Consider the following 18,542-nt stretch of genomic DNA (forward strand, 5'->3'; position numbering starts at 1 on the left):
CTAAGAATATTAACATTGGCGCTAGATCAAGTTCCCAAGGCTTCCGTACGAATCCAACTGCCGATTTTTGCATTGGGTGTGGTACCAATAAGTGCGATCGCATCTGATGCTTGTAAGTTAATATTTCCACCAGGAAGATTGCCGTAATTCTGGGATAAAATCAACGAACCATCGGTCAGTTTTATATTTCTTCCTTGGAGTTGAACCCCACCAGAGTTAAACCCACTCACATCTAATAGTGACTTTTGCGCCATTTGAATATCAGCAAAACTTTGTCCTTGCTCATACTCCAATGTATAACCCTGAGTAATCGGTACTAAACTAACTAATCCTGCACCTCCCAGACTCCCTAATTCTATTTGACCCGTTTGAGTAGTCAGAGTAGCACCATCCAACGTGATATTTCCACCCACCAATGCTAAAGTTTTTCCTGACTGTACTTGTAATTTTGTGGCGCTAGGATAGGGAATTACAGGTGAAAAACTATTAAGAGTATCTAGGCTATGTCCTGTACCTTGGACTTGTATCGATGCGGGATGATTGCCCATTTGCAAGCCAACAGGCACGCTCATAGTTAATAATGGTTTAGCGTCAGGATTGACAGCACTAAATTCTGCACCGTCAGCAAATTTAATACTATTAGCTGTTGTCCCTATAAATGAACCACCAATATTTAAGCTGGCATTTGTCCCAAAAATAATCCCAGATGGGTTGAGTAAGAATAAGTTGGCATTACCCTGGGCACTTATGGCACCATCAATATTGGAAATGTTACCACCAGTGACTCGACTGAAAATATTTTGAATATCAGTAGCATTGTCAAATGATGCAGAAGCACCTGTGGGGATAGAGAATTCACTAAAGCTATGAAATAAATTGTTACCGACCCGAGTACCTTCAGTAATATTGTAATTATTACTACCATTCACCACAGTCCCCAAGGTGCGATCAGGAGTGACTTGTGCGTTAACACCATTGTTGCAAATCGCAGAGATGCAGATTGCACTCAGAATACCAAACCCCACAAATGTTAATTTCATTCACCGATTTCTGATTTTTTGTGACGTATATATTGTTCCCAACTAAGTAAATTTGTAACTTTGATTAGTTATCGGCTACAGCCGCACAGGTTAAGGCTGGTTGCACACCAAGAGAAGATTTATCTGCAACTAATTCAATTTTACCTTGGGCGTTACGATGCCAAGAAGTAGCTTGGACAAGAGGCTGAGGAGATGTAGATATTTGGGCTTGTGCTGGCTTTGTGGTGTGGAATGCAGAGATATCGCGTGTATCAGACCAAGTGCGATCGCTCCTCACTTCTTGCATTGGGTTTTGTGGTATTCCACCACGTCCTGTAGCGACAAAACTACTACCAGTATTTGCAGAACAGCCACTAGCAATTTGCTGTGATGAGTCAGTCACATTTGCTGGTAATTCGATCAAACTAGAATTGGAGTCAACACCAAAATTATTAATATCGACTGTACCATTTACCCCAAATTGAGAACTTGCAGTAATATCACTTTCGCTGGTCAATTGCTGGCGATATTTTAGTCCGAAAATACCTTGAGTAGTGATGTTAATATTGCCACCACGACCTTGAACGGCATTGGCGATGATGTCGCTGTTTTCTAAACCAACAATCACCGATGCATTAATTGAGAGGTTCCCACCATTACCTTTGCCCGCAGCAGTGGCGGTAATGAGGCTATCGTGACGCATAAACAAATTATCTTGCAAGTTTAATTTGACATTCCCCCCGTTGCCAGAGATGGTGGATGCACTGATGGTACCTTGGTTGTCGAGAAAAATCGAATTGGCATTTAGGAGCAAATCTCCTGCACTACCAGGCCCGTCGTTTTTTACGGTCACAAAAGCCCCATTTGTGATGCGTAATGAAGGTGTATTAATTGTGAGAGAACCTGCATTACCGCTAGGAATGGGAGGTAGTCCATAAACTGCTTGAGTGACTGAATCGACAATCTCCGCAGTTGAAATGATGCGGCTAGGTGTAATTGAACCAGTGCCTTTACCATTGATATCTACGGACTCTGACGCATTAATGATCACACTACCAGATGAACCGATAGCCAAGCTGCTAGACCCTAGAGCGCCACCGTCTCGAACTACTAATCTCGATGTGTTGACGAAGGTGTTATTGGCATTTCCAGAATTGAGAGTTGTTGAACTCATTACACTCGGTAACAATGTAATTGAGTTGTTACCAGCAATTTCAATTAAGTCTTTGGCATTAACCCTTAACGTTCCAGCCTGTCCAGAGGCTAAGGTTGTAGAGAAAAAAGCAGCACCATTGAGCAGCCTCAGGTTGGTAGTTGAGACTGTAATATTGCCTGCATTGGTGAAGTTAGCTGTACCTGTGATGAAGGCGGACAACTGCGTGGGATTGCTAGGGGCAAAACCACTGATATCAATGGAGTTGGCAACATCAGCTGTAATATTGCCACCAGATCCTTGGGTAAACAGCCCAGTTTTAATTAGTCCACCATCTTGGATAGATAGCCGCCCAGCAGAGATGGTAATATCACCTGCTTGACCGATTCCTAAATTATCAATTTGAATGGAACTTCCAATACTGCCATCAGGTGAGTTCCCTGTGAGGTTAAGGGACTCGGTGGTATTGATTGTAATTCCTTTTGACGATTGTGTCCCCAAGTTTTGCACGAGAACAGCAGAACCTGTGGTTAAATTGATATTCCGTCCTTGAATTTGAATCGAGCCGTTAGTTCCACTGGCATCAAGTAGCGATCGCGCATCGAGATTGATATCCTTGAATTGCTCGACTTTTGAGTAATCACCCACCCAATTTTGTCCAGTGCTATTGAGTGCAACCTGCCCATTGCTGACACTGCCTATTTCTATATGCCCGCCCCCATTAACGGTTGCAATCCCACCGACGAACTTCACATCACCGCCAATCAATGCCAATGTATTACCTGCCTTGACCTGTAAGCCAATGGGATTCTGGCTACGATCTGTAGGGATGTATAATCCGCTAATCAGGCGATGTCCACTTCCTTGCACAGTAATTCCTTGGGAATTTGGCCCCAACTGTAAGCCGATGGGCACAGTCATTGTCAACAAGGGCGGCGCAGCAGGATTAACTGCACTAAATTCTACCCCATCAGCAAACTTAATACTATTCGCTGTGGTTCCCACAAATGAGCCACCAATATTCAACGAGGCATTTTGACCAAACACAATCCCAGATGGGTTGAGTAAGAATAAGTTGGCACTACCCTTGGCACTGATGACACCATCTATGTTGGAAATATGACCACCAGTCACTCGACTAAATATATTTTGAATATCAGTAGCATGATCAAATGATGCTGAACTACCTGTAGGTAGGGAGAACTCACTGAAACTATGAAATAAATTGTTACCGACACGAGTGCCATTGGTGATAGTGTAATTATTAGTGCCAGTCACTAAGGTGTTTAGGGTGTTGTCAGGAGTGACTTGGGCGTGAACACCATTGTTGCAAACCGCAGATATGCAGATTGCACTCAGAATACCAAACCCCACAAATGTTAATTTCATTCACCGATTTCTGATTTTTTGTGACGTATATATTGTTCCCAACTAAGTAAATTTGTAACTTTGATTAGTTATCGGCTACAGCCGCACAGGTTAAGGCTGGTTGCACACCAAGAGAAGATTTATCTGCAACTAATTCAATTTTACCTTGGGCGTTACGATGCCAAGAAGTAGCTTGGACAAGAGGCTGAGGAGATGTAGATATTTGGGCTTGTACTGGTTTTGTGGTGTGGAACGCAGAGATATCGCGGATGTCTGACCAAGTGCGATCGCTCCTCACTTCCTGGTTTGGATTTTGCGGTCTTCCACCCCTTCCTGTAGCGACAAAACTACTACCTGCATTGGCATTACAACCACTAGCAATTTGTTGAGATGAATCAGTAAAATTTACTGGCAATTCTACTAAACCAGAATTGGGGTCAACACCCACAGTATTAACTTGCACTATACCATTTACCCCAAACTCTGAACTGGCAGTAATATCGTTTTCTGGTGTCAGTTGCGAACTGTATTCTAAACCAATAATTCCTTGAGTAGAGATGTTAATATTGCCACCTTTACCTTGAACAGCATTAGCCGTGATATCGCTGTTTTCTAAGCCAAAAATGATCGGTGAATTAATGTTAATATTACCTCCGTTACCGTTACCGCCTGCGGTGCCAGACATCAAGCTATGCTGACGCATCAACAAATAATTTTGTAAGTTTAATTTGATATTTCCCCCATTACCAGAGGCAGTGGATGCAGTTATGTTGCCTTGTGTATCTAGAAAAATAGAGTTGGCATTAATCTGCAAATCCCCAGATATACCAGGCCCATCGTTTCTAACAGTTATGTATGCTCCATCTGTGATAGTTAATGACGGTGTGTTAATGATTAAGGAACCTGCATTACCTGTAGGAATTGGAGGAAGTCCAAAGAAAGCTTGAGTGATTGGATCGAGAGTTTCTGCGGTGGAAACAATACGACTAGGCGTAATCGATCCGGCACCTCTACCTTGAATATCTACAAATTCAGAAGCATTAATTATGACACTACCAGATGAACCTGTAGCAACAGTACTAGACCCTAAAAATCCACCGTCTCGAACCACTAATCTGGATGTGTTAACAAAGGTGTTATTGGCATTTCCAGGGCCGAGAGTTGTTGAAGTCAAAGCACTCGCTGACAAGATTATCGAGTTGTTACCAGCAATTTCGATTAAGTCTGCTGCATTCACTCGTACCGTTCCAGCCTGTCCAAATCCTATGGTTGTAGAGGATAATCCAGCACCATTTAAAAGCCTGAGATTGTCAGTTGAGACTGTAACATTACCTGCATTAGCGGAGTTAACTGTGGTTGTTGTGATTGAGGATAATCTGATTGGATTGCTAGGGGCAAAGCCACCGATATCGATTAAACCTGCTACATTGGCTGTAATATTGCCCCCAGATGCTGCGGTAAACATCCGAGTTGAGATTAGTCCACCATTTTGGATCGATAGTTGCCCCGCAGATATGGTAATATCACCCGCTTGAGCAGTTCCTAAATTGTCAGTTTGGATAGCACTCCCTATGCTTCCATCGGTGAGATTACCGATCAGATTCAAAGACTCCATTGCCCTGATTTTAATCCCCTCAGAGGCTAATGCACCAAAATTTTGGATTAAAATAGCAGAACCATCAGTCAAGTTGATATTTCGCCCTTGTAATTGGATTGATCCGCTATTCCCACTGGCATCCAGCAGCGATTGCTGGGCGAGATGGATATCCTGGAATTGCCTTACTGTTGAGTAATCCCCCACCCACCCGGTAACATTGGCATTGATTCCAACTTGCCCGTCGCTGATACTCCCTACTTCTAGATGTCCACCTCCGTCGGTTGCTACAATCCCACCTGAGAAATTCACCCCATTACCGATCAGTGCTAAGGTATTGCCTGCCTTAACTTGTAAACCCGTAGGATTCTGAGTGCGATCTAAAGGTGTAAAAATCCCACTTTTGATCCGATGTCCTAAGTTCTCGACAGTAATCCCCTGGGAATTTTGACCCATCTGCAAACCAATGGGTACATTCATTGTTAATAATGGTTTAGTGGCAGGATCTACAGCACTAAATTCTGAACCATCAGCAAATTTAATACTATTAGCAGTTGTGGCAACAAATGAACCACCAATATTTAAGCTGGCATTTGGCCCAAAAATTATCCCAGATGGGTTGAGTAAGAACAAGTTAGCACTACCCTTGGCACTAATTAAACCATCAATGTTGGAAACTTGACCACCAGTCACACGACTAAATATATTTTGAATATCAGTAGCATTCTCAAATGATGCTGAACTACCCGTAGGTAGAGCAAATTCACGGAAGCTATGAAATAAATTATTACCGACACGAGTGCCATTGGTAATGCTGTAATTACTACTACCAGTCACATCAGTTCCGAGGGTATTATCGGGAGTTACTTGTGCGTGAACACTATTGTTGTCAACAGCACAGATACAGATTGTCCCATAAACAACAAACCCGACAAGAGTTAATTTCATAACAGTTCTAGTTTTTATTACGTATCTATATTTCCCAATTCAGTAAATTTCATAACATTTATTAATTATTGGATACAGCAGCACAGGTTAATGCTGTTTGTACCTGATTAGGAGATTTATCGGCAACCAACTCAATTTTGCCGTTGGCGTTACGTCGCCAGCCAGTTGCTTGAACAAGTACCTGTGGAGGTGTAAGTATTTGTGCTTGTGCTGGTTTTGTGGTGTGGAACGCAGAGATATCGCGGATGTCTGACCAAGTGCGATCGCTCCTCACTTCTTGTGCTGGATTTTGTGGTATTCCACCACGTCCTGTAGCGACAAAACTACTACCTGTATTTGCATTACAACCACTAGCAATTTGTTGGGATGAGTCAGTAATATTTGCAGGTAATTCTATTAAACCCGAATTGGGATCAACACCAACATTGTTAATTTCCACTGTGCCATTGACTCCAAATTGCGAACTTGCTGTGATGTCGTTTTCTGATGTGAGTCCGGAACGATATTCTAAGCCTAAAATACCCTGTGTAGTGATGTTAATATTGCCACCACGACCTTGAACTGCGTTGGCTATAATATCACTATTTTCTAATCCTACAATTACAGGTGAGTTAATCGACAAATTACCACCATTACCTGTACCTGTAGAAGTGGCAGAAATGAAGCTCCCATGCCGCATCAGCAGGTCATTTTGCAAATTCAAGTGAATATTTCCCCCGTTACCAGAGGCGGTTGATGCAGAGATGCTACCTTGGTTGTCCAGAAAAATTGAGTTGGCGTTAAGGAGCAAATCTCCCGCCTTACCGAGTCCTTCGTTTCGCACACTAGTATATGCCCCATCTAAGATCCGCAATGAAGGTGTGTTAATAGTGAGAGAACCTGCATCACCTTTGGGAAAGGGCGGAAATCCATAGATAGCTTGAGTGATTGGATCGGCTATCTCCGCGTTGGAAACGATGCGGCTCGATAGTACTGAACCTTTAGCCTTACCCTGAATATTCACGTACTCAGAAGCGTTAATTATGACACTACCAGCCGAACCTGTAGTCAGGGTAGTAGACCCTAAAAATCCTCCATCCCTAACTACTAATCTGGATGTATTGATTAAAGTATCATCGGCATTACCAAAACCTACCGTTGATGAACCTATGGTAGCTGGTGAAAGTGTGATAGGGTTGTTGCCCACAATTTCGATTAAGTCTTTTGCATTAATTTGTACTATCCCACTTTTTCCTGAAGCGGCGGTAACAGAGAAAATAGCTCCATCCAAAATCTTGATGTTGCTAGATGAGACTGTAAGATTACCTGCGTGGGTAGAACTCAATGTGTATGTTTGCAAAGTAGACTTGTTACCATTACTGGGAGCAGAACCATCCAAAACTATTAAGTCTGCAATATTAGCTGTAATATTTCCCCCAGACCCTTGATTAAATATCCCGGTAGCGATTAGTCCACCATTTTGGATGGATAACTGTTTGGCAGAGATGGTTATATCACCCGTTTGACCTGTGCCTAAATTGTCACTTTGGATAATACTTCCAATACTGCCATCGGTAACATTCCCCGTGAGATTCAAAGACTCACTTGCCTTGATTTTAATACCCTCAGAAGCTCTTGCACCAAAATTTTGGATTAAAATGGCAGAACCATCGCTCAAATTGAGATTTCGCCCTTGTAGTTGAATCGAGCCATTGCTACCACTGGCATCAAGCAGCGATTGGTTTGCAAGGTGGATATCGTTGAATTTTGGTACTGCTGAATAATCTCCCTCCCATCCTGTAATAGTAGGTTTGAGTTTAACTTGACCCTCGCTCAAACTCCCTACTTCTAGATGTCCACCTCCATCAGCGCTAACAATCCCACCGGAGAAATTAACTGCACTACCGATCAGCATCAGTGTATTGTTTGTTTTCACTTGTAACCCAAGAGGATTATTGCTGCGATCTGCGGGAGTGAAAATGCCAGTGGTTAAGCGATGTCCGCTATTTTGGACGCTAATCTCTCCTGAGTTTTTCCCCATCTGCAAACCAATCGGTACTTTCATGGTTAACAAAGGAGATTGAGTTTTGTCAGTGCTGAATACATTACCATCATCAAATTTAATACTATTAGCAGTTGTGACAACAAAGGAACCACCAATATTTAAGCTGGCATTTGGCCCAAAAATAATCCCGGCGGGGTTGAGTAAAAATAAGTTGGCATTACCTTTAGCACTGATTTGACCATCAATATTGGAAACCTGACCACCAGTCACACGACTAAAAATATTTTGAATATCAGTGGCATTTTCAAATGATGCAGAACTACCTGTAGGTAGGGAGAATTCACTGAAGCTATGAAATAAATTGTTACCGATATGAGTGCCATTAGTGATAGTGTAATTATTACTGCCAGTCACTAAGGTTTTGAGGGTGTCATCTTGAGTTACTTGGGCGTGAACACCTTTGTTGTAAATCGCAGATAAGCAGATTATACTCAGAACACCAAATCCAACAGATGTTAATTTCATTCAGCTATTTCTGATTTTTTATTTCGTATTGATTGTTCCCAATTCAGTATGTTGCCTAACATTGATAAGAGGCAGGGGGCAGGGGGAACGGGGCAGGGGGAAAGGTACAAACCTTGTCCCTTGTGGGCAAAAGCCCCCTTGCTCCTTTTTCTCCCTTGGTTGAAGCCCCAACGCCAGTTCTCTCAAGTCGGCGGAGCCGCCCACGAGACTGGCTCCCCCTTGTGGGTGGTTTTTCTCCCCTGCTAAGAGCTCCCTGCTCCCCTGCTTCTTCACTAATTTTTGGATACAGCAGCACAGGTTAATGCTGTTTGTACCTGATTAGGAGATTTATCGGCAACCAACTCAATTTTGCCGTTGGTGTTACGTCGCCAGCCAGTTGCTTGAACAAGTACCTGTGGCGGTGTAAGTATTTGTGCTTGTACTGGTTTTGTGGTGTGGAATGCAGAGATATCACGAGTATCAGACCAAGTGCGATCGCTCCTCACATCTTGCATTGGATTTTGCGGTACACCACCCCTTCCTGTAGCGACAAAACTACTAGCAGTATTGGCATTACAACCACTAGCAATTTGTCGTGATGAGTCAGTAATATTTGCAGGTAATTCTATTAAACCTGAATTGGGATTAACACCAACATTATTAATATCGACGGTACCGTTAACACCAAATTGAGAACTAGCGCTAATATCGTTTTCTGATGTGAGTTGAGAACGGTATTCTAGCCCAAATATACCTTCAGTAGTAATGTTAATGTTCCCCCCGCGACCGCGGACAGCGTTGGCAATAATATCACTATTACCAGAGCCGATGACAAAGGGAGTATTGATGCTAATGTTACCACCATTGCCTGTACCGCCAGCTTCGGCGTTGAGGAGACTCTGATTGCCCACTCGCAACAATTCAGACAGATTTAACACTAAGTTACCGCCATCACTAGAGACTGTAGAGGCGTTGATTTGAGCATTTTGGCTGAGAATGAGCGATCGCCCGCTAATCTCCACCGTCCCACCATTACCAGTTCCCGTGCTGCGACTGGTAATTTGTGAGCCAGTTTGTAAATTCATGCGATCGCCTGCGGTAATGTTTAAGTTACCTGCTTTTCCTGATTGAGATGAGGCGGTGGAAACAATCGCATTGTCAATCAAATCTAAAGTACCAGTGTTAAATTTTACCGTACCACTGTCACCAATACCCGAAGATTGACTACTAATGTTGCTTTGATTAAGTGCGATCGCGCTAGCTTTGACATCAATTGCACCTGCATTGCCCATACCTGCGGTGTTGCTGGATATATTACTTTGATTATTGAGTTGCAAAGTGCCTGTGTTGAGTGCAATTTCTCCACCCTTACCGCTACCACTTGTACTGGCTGAGATTGTACCATTGTCAAGTTCTAGGGTATTAGTTGCCTGAAGCTTGATTCCTCCTGCATCGCCACTTTCACCCAAGGATTCGCTACTAATGGTACTTTGATTGAGTGCGATCGCTTTTGCTATGACATCGATTGCACCTGCATTCCCCATACCTGCGGTGTTGCTAGAGATGATACTTTGATTGTTGAGTTGCAAAGTACCTGTATTCAGGGCAATCTCTCCACCCTTACCACTACCACTTGTACTGGCTGAGATTGTAGCATTATCAAGTTCTAAGCTGTTAGCTGCCTGAAGCTTGATATTTCCCGCATCACCACTTTCACCCAAGGATTCGCTACTAATGCTGCTTTGATTGAGTGCGATCGCATTAGCTATGACATCGATTGCACCTGCATTCCCCATACCTGCGGTGTTGCTGGATATATTACTTTGATTGTTGAGTTGCAAAGTACCTGTATTCAGGGCAATCTCTCCACCCTTACCACTACCACTTGTACTGGCTGAGATTGTAGCATTATCAAGTTCTAAGCTGTTAGCTGCCTGAAGCTTGATATTTCCCGCATCACCACTTTCACCCAAGGATTCGCTACTAATGCTGCTTTGATTGAGTGCGATCGCGCTAGCTTTGACATCAATTGCACCTGCGTTACCACTACCTGCGGTGTTGCTGGAGATGGTACTTTGATTGTTGAGTTGCAAAGTACCTGTATTCAGGGCAATTTCTCCACCCTTGCCACTACCACTGGTATTAGCTGAGATTGTACTATTATCAAGTTCTACGGTATTAGCCACATTAAATATAATACCGCCCGCATTGCCACTGGCAGATGTTGAGGAGTTAATGGCACTACCATTGAGGAAGGAGAGGCGATCTGTGGTAATGTTGATGCTACCAGCTTGTCCAGTACTGTTTGTAGTAGTAAAAATTTGACTGTTATTCAATGTCGTTAAACCAGGACTGGTGAGGGTGACATTGCCGGCGGAATCCCTACCTTTGGTGTCGCTTTCAATCTTAGTGTTAGTCAGGGTAAGATTCCCAGCACTACTAATGTTGACATCGCCTGATCTCCCTGTCTCATTAGATGGAACTATTGTTACAAGTGAGAATCCTGCCTGAATGGTCATTGGTTTACTCGTTTGGATTGCTAGATCAGTGACCTCCAAATCTCCCCGTCCCAAAATCGACACCGCCCCCGCCTCAGCAGTAGAAGATGTTGTTAATATATTCAGTCCAGATATCCGGTTTTGAGCATCTAATGTTACAAAACCACCATTTTTTGCCGTTCCTTGGGGCGCAACGCTAAAACTATACAAGCTACTGCCGTTGCCCAGAATATCTCCATTTTGTGCAGTTAGGGCAATATTACCACCCTGACCGCTATTCCCTAGCTCTGAATGGGAGAATGATACTAAGTTGCTCTCATTTAAGATGTTGCCATTGATTGCAGTTAGGGTGATATTACCACCATTGCCACCACTTGATTTGGAGTAAGATATCAAAGATATCAAATCTTCTTCGCCTTTGATAAAGAGGTTACCATTGATTGCAGTTAAGGTGATATTACCGCCATTGTTATTTTGACCAAACTCGCTCTCGGCGAATGCGTATATATCGCTGTCGCTAATGAAAGAAAGATTGCCGTTAGTTGCAGAAAGAGTAATATCTCCAGCACTTGCAGACCCATCTAAGCTGGATACAAATGAAGCTATGGAGCCACTGACAGAAAGATTGCCGTTAGTGGTAATCACGGTAATATCGCCACCATTCCCACTTCTAAGGAATGAGGAAGACGATGAGTTTAGATAGCGAATCGAGATATTGCCATTAGCCAAAATCTTAATATCTCCGCCATTCCCACCATTCTCAAAAAAACCCAAAGACCCAGACTCAAAACCTTCGGCGACAATATCCCCAGAGGCAGTTAAGTTAATTGAACCACCATTGTCGTCTGTCATAAAACTCGATGTCCTGACACGCTTCACCCTAATACTTCCAGGCGGCAAACCTGCCACTGTCCCCGTCGTGAAGCCCAGTTGTGGCAAATTCGATGTCGGTACTGATGCCACTCCTGCCCGCAAAATCGCCGCCGGCTCAGTTGTGAGTATCAGATAATCTGGGTCAGTTCTGGGAACGCTCACATTAGGGTCGGTAATCACAATATTACCCCCCTCAATACTTCCTGTGGCTTCCACCTTCAATGCTACCCCTGTGTAGTCACCAAACACCACATCCCCATTAGCATAAATTATCGGGTCAAACAAACTCACAAACGTCCCTGGAGTTCCTTCTAAAGTCTCAAATGAGAGATTACCACCACTGAGGAAATGTGCATCCCCAGAAATATCCCCGTTGCTGATCAAACTCAGATTACCCCCACTCACAAGGGCGGCTACTGGATGGTTCAATGCCAGGATATCAATGTTTTGATTCCCCTGAATTGTTAAGTTTCTCCCTGCTTGGGCGAGAAATGGAGTTGTGAGAGTATCCCTGATTTGTACTGTGTCTTGGGCTTTGAGGGTTAAATCTCTCCCTGCTACCAGTTCTCCTTGTAAGTCCAGGCTACCTGCTTCTAGTGTCAAATCTTGTCCGGTGGTGAGGTGACTTTCTACTCGCATCGGTGCGGAATTCTGCCCCATCTGTAACCCCATTGGTACACTCATGGTTAACAATGGTGGATTACTGGGATTTGTGGCACTAAATTCTACACCATCGGCAAATTTAATACTATTAGCTGTTGTGCCGACAAAGGAACCACCAATATTGAAACTGGCATTTGGCCCAAACACAATGCCGTTGGGGTTCATCAAAAATAAACTAACTAGATTATTGCTATTGAGGGTGCGAATCAACCCATCAATATTGGAAACATTACCACCTGTGACGCGACTAAATATGGTTGTAATATTTGGTGTGTTCGTTAAATCAAAGGTGGCGCTACCACCTGTTGGTATAGAGAAATTACTGAAACTGTGGAATAAATTATTTCCTTTATCAATGCCATTGAGAATCGTAAAATCATTACCAATGGCGTTGACAGTAGTGTTAGTTGTGCCATCAGATGTGACTTGAGCTAGGGTTGCTACTGAGAGCGTGGAACTGAAGCAGCCAGTAATTAATGCTCCTAGAAGTAACTGGCTCCAGACAGTTGTACTGTTGTAGATTGCTCTCATGATCAACACCTTTTTGGAATAAACTACTTGAATTCATAGTTCCCTTATAAGTATTATTTCGAACATTATAAGATTTTGAAAAAAGAATGCGACAGATGGGTAAGGGCACGGCACCAGTAAAATATTTGATCTGCCAAAAGATTGCGAATGCCGTGCCCTTACAAAGAATTTATCGGTCGCAAACATTATTTGAATTGGTATTATTAAATTTGGTTAACAGCCGCACAAGTTAATGATAGTTGCATCTGCGAAGGAGATTTATCGGCAACCAACTCTATTTTGCCGATGGCGTTACGTCGCCAGCCAGTTGCTTGAACAAGTACCTGTGGAGGTGTAAGTATTTGTGCTTGTACTGGTTTTGTGGTGTGGAATGCAGAGATATCGCGGATGTCTGACCAAGGGCGATCGCTCCTCACTTCCTGGTTTGGATTTTGCGGTACACCACCCCTACCTGTGGCGATAAAACTACTACCACTGTTATCAGCACAACCACTAGCAATTTGTTGTGATGAGTCAGTAATATTTGCAGGTAATTTTATTAAACCAGAATTGGGATCAACAGCAACATTATTAATATCAACTGTACCGTTAACACCAAATTGAGAACTGGCAGTAATATCGTTTTCTGATGTGAGTTGAGAACGGTATTCTAGCCCAATAATTCCTTGAGCGGTGATGTTAATATTACCGCCTTTACCTTGGAAAGCATTAGCTGTGATATCGCTGTTTTCTAAGCCGACAATAGTGGGTGCATTGATGTTGAGATTACCGCCATTACCATTACCTTGTGCTGTGGAAGTAATTTGACTTTGATCGCGCATTAAAAGCAAATTTCCTACTTGCAAGCTGACATCACCACCATTACCTGATTCTGTTTGCGCCTGAATTAAAGCTTGATTTTTCAATTGGATTTGATCGGCAATAATTTGCAGATTTCCTGCATTCCCACTACCTTGACCAGTAACTGTAACTGTGCCACCATCTTTGATTGTGAGTTTGGGTGTAGTAATACTGAGACTACCTGCATTTGCCGTCAGTATATCTGGCAAACCAAATAATTGACTTAATTGTGGACTTAAACGCACAGCAGAAGAATTGATATTACTGTTATTACTACTACCACGACCACTAATGGCGATCGCTTCACTAGCATTGATTTGGACATTACCGCCATTACCTATAAATAATGCAGATGAGCCAATTGTGCCACCATTTAATACTTGCAAGTTTCCAGTATCTAATCTCAAGTCTTTGGCATTGCCATTAGCAAAAGTAGTGATACTGATATTGCTATACACTCCAAATGGATTTTCACCCATGACGGTGGTATTTTGATTGCGAATCATGACCTGACCAGTAGAGCCACTACCAAATGTCAGTGAGACTAAGGATGCTCCGCCAAACATGAGTAAATTATTCCCATTAACCACGATATCTCCAGCCTCTCCTTTTCCAAAAGTGCCAGTGGTAATGGCTGTGACTCCAGTGGGATTCAGGGGTGTAAAACCAGATAACTCTATATCTGCGGCTTGAATCTGGATGTTACCACCCTTAGCCGTTCCATAAGTTAAATTACTTATTCCTGAACCTTCTTGCATGATCAACCGGGGAGTAACAATACTGATATTGGCATTGTCTCCAGTTCCCAAGGCATCCGCACGAACCCAAGTGAAAATTTTCGCATCGGGTGTGGTACCAATAAGTGCGATCGCATCTGATGCTTGTAAGTTAATATTCCCACCAGGAAGATTGCCGTAATTCTGGGATAAAATCACCGAACCATCGGTCAGTTTTATATTTCTTCCTTGGAGTTGAACCGCACCGGAGTTAAACCCACTCACATCTACTAGTGACTTTTTCGCCAGTTGAATATCAGCAAAACTTTGTCCTTGCTCATACTCCAATGTATAACCCTGAGTAATTGGGACTAAACTAACTAATCCTGCACCTCCCAAACTACCTAATTCTATTTGACCCGTTTGAGTAGTCAGAGTAGCACCATCCAAACTTATATTTCCACCCACCAATGCTAAAGTTTTTCCTGACTGTACTTGTAATTTTGTGGCGCTAGGATAGGGAATTACAGGTGAAAAACTATTAAGAGTATCTAGGCTATGTCCTGTACCTTGGACTTGTATCGATGCGGGATTCTGTCCCATCTGCAAACCAATGGGTACAGTCATAGTTAATAATGGTTTAGCGGCAGAATTTACAGTACTAAATTCTGTCCCATCAGCAAATTTGATGCTATTGGCAGTTGTTCCTATAAATGAACCACCAATATTTAAGCTGGCATTTGGCCCAAAAATAATCCCAGATGGGTTGAGTAAAAATAAATTAGCACTACCCTGGGCATTGATGGCACCATCTATATTGGAAAGATTACCACCAGTCACTCGACTGAAAATATTTTGAATATCAGTAGCATTGTCAAATGATGCAGAAGCACCTGTAGGTAGGGAGAATTGACTAAAGCTATGAAATAAATTGTTGCCGACCCGAGTACCTTCAGTAATGTTGTAATTATTAGTACCATTCACTACAGTCCCGAGGGTGTGATCCGGAGTGACTTGGGCGTTAACACCATTGTTGCTAACAGCAGATATGCAGATTGCACTCAGCACACCAAACCCGACAAAAGTTAATTTCATTAGTCCAGTTCTTGTTTTTATTACGTATCTATTTTTCCCTTGTGGTTAAATTTTGTAACATTAGTTTCCGGCTACAGCCGCACAGGTTAAAGCTGATTGCATCTGCAAAGGTGATTGATCTGCAACCAACTCAATTTTGCTGTTGGCGTTACGTCTCCAAGAAGTTGCTTGGACAATTAGGGATTTCCAAGAAATAAATTATTCCATCTTGTGGGGCGGGCATCTTGCCCGCCACATAAACTGGGCGGACAAGATGTCCACCCCACAATAAATACTGGGATATTTTTTTATTTGGAAGTCCCTTACCTGTGGAGGTGTAGGTATTTGGGCTTGTGTTGGTTTTGTGGTGTGGAATGCAGAGATATCGCGGATATCTGACCAAGTGCGATCGCTGCAACACCTGGTCTACTGAAGCCCCAATTGCCTGAAATTCGGGAATATCCGCACTTTTAAGGCGGAGAGTGTCAACACTCTCCAGCATCATAGTCAGGTACAATCCTTTCTACATTTCGCAGACTGCGCCAGGTATATCCAGCAAAACCTAGAAGTACGCCCAAGAAAGAAAACAGAGTATATTGGAGTGCCATTCCTGAACTTGAACTATTACCGAATAAGCTGCCAAATATAGGTGCTAGTATACCTTCAGGCATCATTGCTGGGCGGAAAAAATTATCTGCTAAAGGCCCAGCAATTAATAGTCCCAGAGGTGAAGCTATGAGAGTGAATAGATAGCGAGTAGCGAAAACTCGACCTTGCAGATTAGGTGGTACTTTAGATAGCCATATTACTTGATTTGAACTAGATATCCACACCCAAAATACAGAGGATAAAAACCCTGTAATCATCCAAATTGAAGGTAAATTTGCCAAGCTAAAAACCATCATTATGCTGTAGTGCAATATGATGCCTAGTAATAAACCATGAATGCGGCGTTTAAAGCCTCCCCAGATACTCAGCCATAAAGCACCAACTAGACCACCTAAACCAATAACAGATTGAATGCTGGCAAACACTGTGGGATTGCTACCACTACGCGCCAAAAGGAAAGACGAATGTATGCCAAATAAAATAGAATCAATTGAGTGAAAAACGAATAGGAATAATAGAAGATTCAGTAACCCATTACTTTGAATAATGTAGCGTAAACCAAACGTCAAATCTTGCCAAATTTTTACCTTTTTTACATCGATTTCACTTGGTACAGGTTGGGGTATATGTACAATGCAGATGGTAGCGATCGCCAAAATAAATGTAACTATATCAAATGATAAAATACCTTGGAGTCCAATTAGGTAATAGAAGCCCCCAGCTAGGCTTGGGGCTATGATATTTGAGCTAAATTGTCCTATGTGTTCACTCATCACCACAGCCCTAGTGTAATGCTGTTTTGGCACAACCAGAGAAATTGAAGTTGAAAATGCAAAATATTGCAAGTGACGAAAGGGGCCTAGGATGACAGCAGAGGCGTATATATGCCAAATTTCTAAGTGATTAGTTAGATAAAGTAGAAATATAATAATCGTAGAAATACCCGATGCTGCATCTCCCAAAATCATCAAGAGTTTGCGATTATAACGGTCAACAATTATCCCAGCAAATAGAGTAGTAATTAATCTAGGTAATTGGTTAAAAAAGATGATTAATGATAATGAAGTTGCTTGACCTGTAATATTCCATGCCCAGAGTGTAATGGCAAAGTCAGTCATTTCGGAGCCAAGCATTGATAGCACTTGAGTACTCCAAATGAGAAGAAATGTGCGGAAGTTTGGTTGATAGAAATTTTCTGATTTCAAAGTTAAGCTCCTAAAAAAATGACATATAAATTTGCCATTTTTAAACCATCTTTTTACTTATTGTGTCACTCAAAAATAAGTAATATAGATATATTTGATAATTTATTTAGACTAATTATCCCAAATAATTATTAATTTGGGATAAATTACTATTAAAAGCAGGATGTTCTTCCCAAACATTGCATATTTTCTGGGTATATAACCACATATTAATATTAATAGTAGTGGTAAGAGATAATGCTTGATGCCACCAAAAAGCAGGGATAAATAGTATATCACCTGGATTCAGAACAGCTTCTAATCCATGAATTTCGCTAAACTTGGGAAATATTTCTAAGTTTGGTTGCTGTGGATCGATAGGACTTGACCAAAGCTCGTCATCAATTTTTTTGACATAAAGTTTTTCTTGTTCTTCGGGTGCAAATAATAAAAATACTTTTTTACCGAATATTTGAGCATTAAAGTTATGGTCTGGGTCGTTATGGATCGTTGATTTTTGATTAGCTGCTCCTATCCAGATACGAACATCAAAGCCGCTATTTTCAGGAAAATAGTTAGGAAAACTAAAATGCGGCTTTAACTGGTCAAAATATTCTTGAGCTTGGGGCGAAGTTAAAGAAAGATTGCCAAGATATGATGGACGTTGAGTATCTGTATTGAGTGATTCAATACTATCTATATAATCAGCAACTGATATTTCTGTTAGTGCTGTTGATTTCCCGAAAAATACATCAAGTTCATTATCGCTGCATCTCACGGGAACAAGTACATTTGCAAACATACTTTTGAAGGTGTCCGGGTTCCACAAAAAACAAGCTGGCCACTCATTGGCAACACCAGAGATAATTACTGGCTTGTCTTGTAATACAAACTCTTGCTGGAGTTGTTCTACTGTCGGTTTTTCAATGCGTTCTATAGGTTGAAGTTGCATATTATTAGAATTTTGTGAGTGAATTTTGCAGG

8 protein-coding genes and 1 pseudogene are annotated in these 18,542 nt (G+C 42.1%); all 9 read right to left on the reverse strand.

All coding sequences use genetic code 11. The features are described from left to right. Positions 1-26: 26 nt before the first annotated feature. A complete protein-coding gene (locus AACU25_RS17765) occupies positions 27-1,040 on the reverse strand; it encodes a filamentous hemagglutinin N-terminal domain-containing protein (protein ID WP_339382041.1) in 1,014 nt (337 codons plus the stop codon). A gap of 64 nt (positions 1,041-1,104) precedes the next feature. Then, complete coding sequence (locus tag AACU25_RS17770; RefSeq protein WP_096577799.1) at positions 1,105-3,561, reverse strand: two-partner secretion domain-containing protein; 2,457 nt, start codon at positions 3,559-3,561, stop codon at positions 1,105-1,107. Between the two features lie 64 nt (positions 3,562-3,625). Then, positions 3,626-6,082, reverse strand: coding sequence for a beta strand repeat-containing protein (locus AACU25_RS17775; protein WP_096577801.1), 2,457 nt, complete (start codon positions 6,080-6,082; stop codon positions 3,626-3,628). 61 nt (positions 6,083-6,143) lie between these two features. Continuing rightward, entirely contained in the window at positions 6,144-8,591 is a 2,448-nt protein-coding gene (locus tag AACU25_RS17780) for a two-partner secretion domain-containing protein (protein ID WP_096577803.1), read from the reverse strand. 272 nt (positions 8,592-8,863) lie between these two features. After that, positions 8,864-13,135 (reverse strand): two-partner secretion domain-containing protein, encoded by a 4,272-nt coding sequence (locus AACU25_RS17785; RefSeq protein ID WP_096577807.1) that lies wholly within the window; start codon positions 13,133-13,135, stop codon positions 8,864-8,866. Positions 13,136-13,338: 203 nt separating this feature from the next. Continuing rightward, positions 13,339-15,786 (reverse strand): beta strand repeat-containing protein, encoded by a 2,448-nt coding sequence (locus tag AACU25_RS17790; protein WP_096577809.1) that lies wholly within the window; start codon positions 15,784-15,786, stop codon positions 13,339-13,341. A 60-nt stretch (positions 15,787-15,846) separates the two neighbouring features. After that, a pseudogene (locus tag AACU25_RS17795) lies at positions 15,847-16,179 on the reverse strand (hypothetical protein); the annotation flags it as partial. A gap of 71 nt (positions 16,180-16,250) precedes the next feature. Next, positions 16,251-17,579, reverse strand: coding sequence for an MFS transporter (locus AACU25_RS17800; RefSeq protein WP_096577813.1), 1,329 nt, complete (start codon positions 17,577-17,579; stop codon positions 16,251-16,253). 115 nt (positions 17,580-17,694) lie between these two features. Beyond that, positions 17,695-18,510, reverse strand: coding sequence for a cupin-like domain-containing protein (locus tag AACU25_RS17805; protein ID WP_096577815.1), 816 nt, complete (start codon positions 18,508-18,510; stop codon positions 17,695-17,697). Between the last annotated feature and the right edge of the window lie 32 nt (positions 18,511-18,542).

The sequence above is a fragment of the Tolypothrix tenuis PCC 7101 genome (genome assembly GCF_963874875.1).
Classification (GTDB): domain Bacteria; phylum Cyanobacteriota; class Cyanobacteriia; order Cyanobacteriales; family Nostocaceae; genus Aulosira; species Aulosira tenue.

Bases quoted from the DNA above. Each gene is read 5' to 3' on its own strand.
- AACU25_RS17780 (WP_096577803.1), bottom strand. From the start codon at position 8,591: ATGAAATTAACATCTGTTGGATTTGGTGTTCTGAGTATAATCTGCTTA.
- AACU25_RS17790 (WP_096577809.1), bottom strand. From the start codon at position 15,786: ATGAAATTAACTTTTGTCGGGTTTGGTGTGCTGAGTGCAATCTGCATA.
- AACU25_RS17805 (WP_096577815.1), bottom strand. From the start codon at position 18,510: ATGCAACTTCAACCTATAGAACGCATTGAAAAACCGACAGTAGAACAA.
- AACU25_RS17785 (WP_096577807.1), bottom strand. From the start codon at position 13,135: ATGAGAGCAATCTACAACAGTACAACTGTCTGGAGCCAGTTACTTCTA.
- AACU25_RS17775 (WP_096577801.1), bottom strand. From the start codon at position 6,082: ATGAAATTAACTCTTGTCGGGTTTGTTGTTTATGGGACAATCTGTATC.
- AACU25_RS17770 (WP_096577799.1), bottom strand. From the start codon at position 3,561: ATGAAATTAACATTTGTGGGGTTTGGTATTCTGAGTGCAATCTGCATA.
- AACU25_RS17765 (WP_339382041.1), bottom strand. From the start codon at position 1,040: ATGAAATTAACATTTGTGGGGTTTGGTATTCTGAGTGCAATCTGCATC.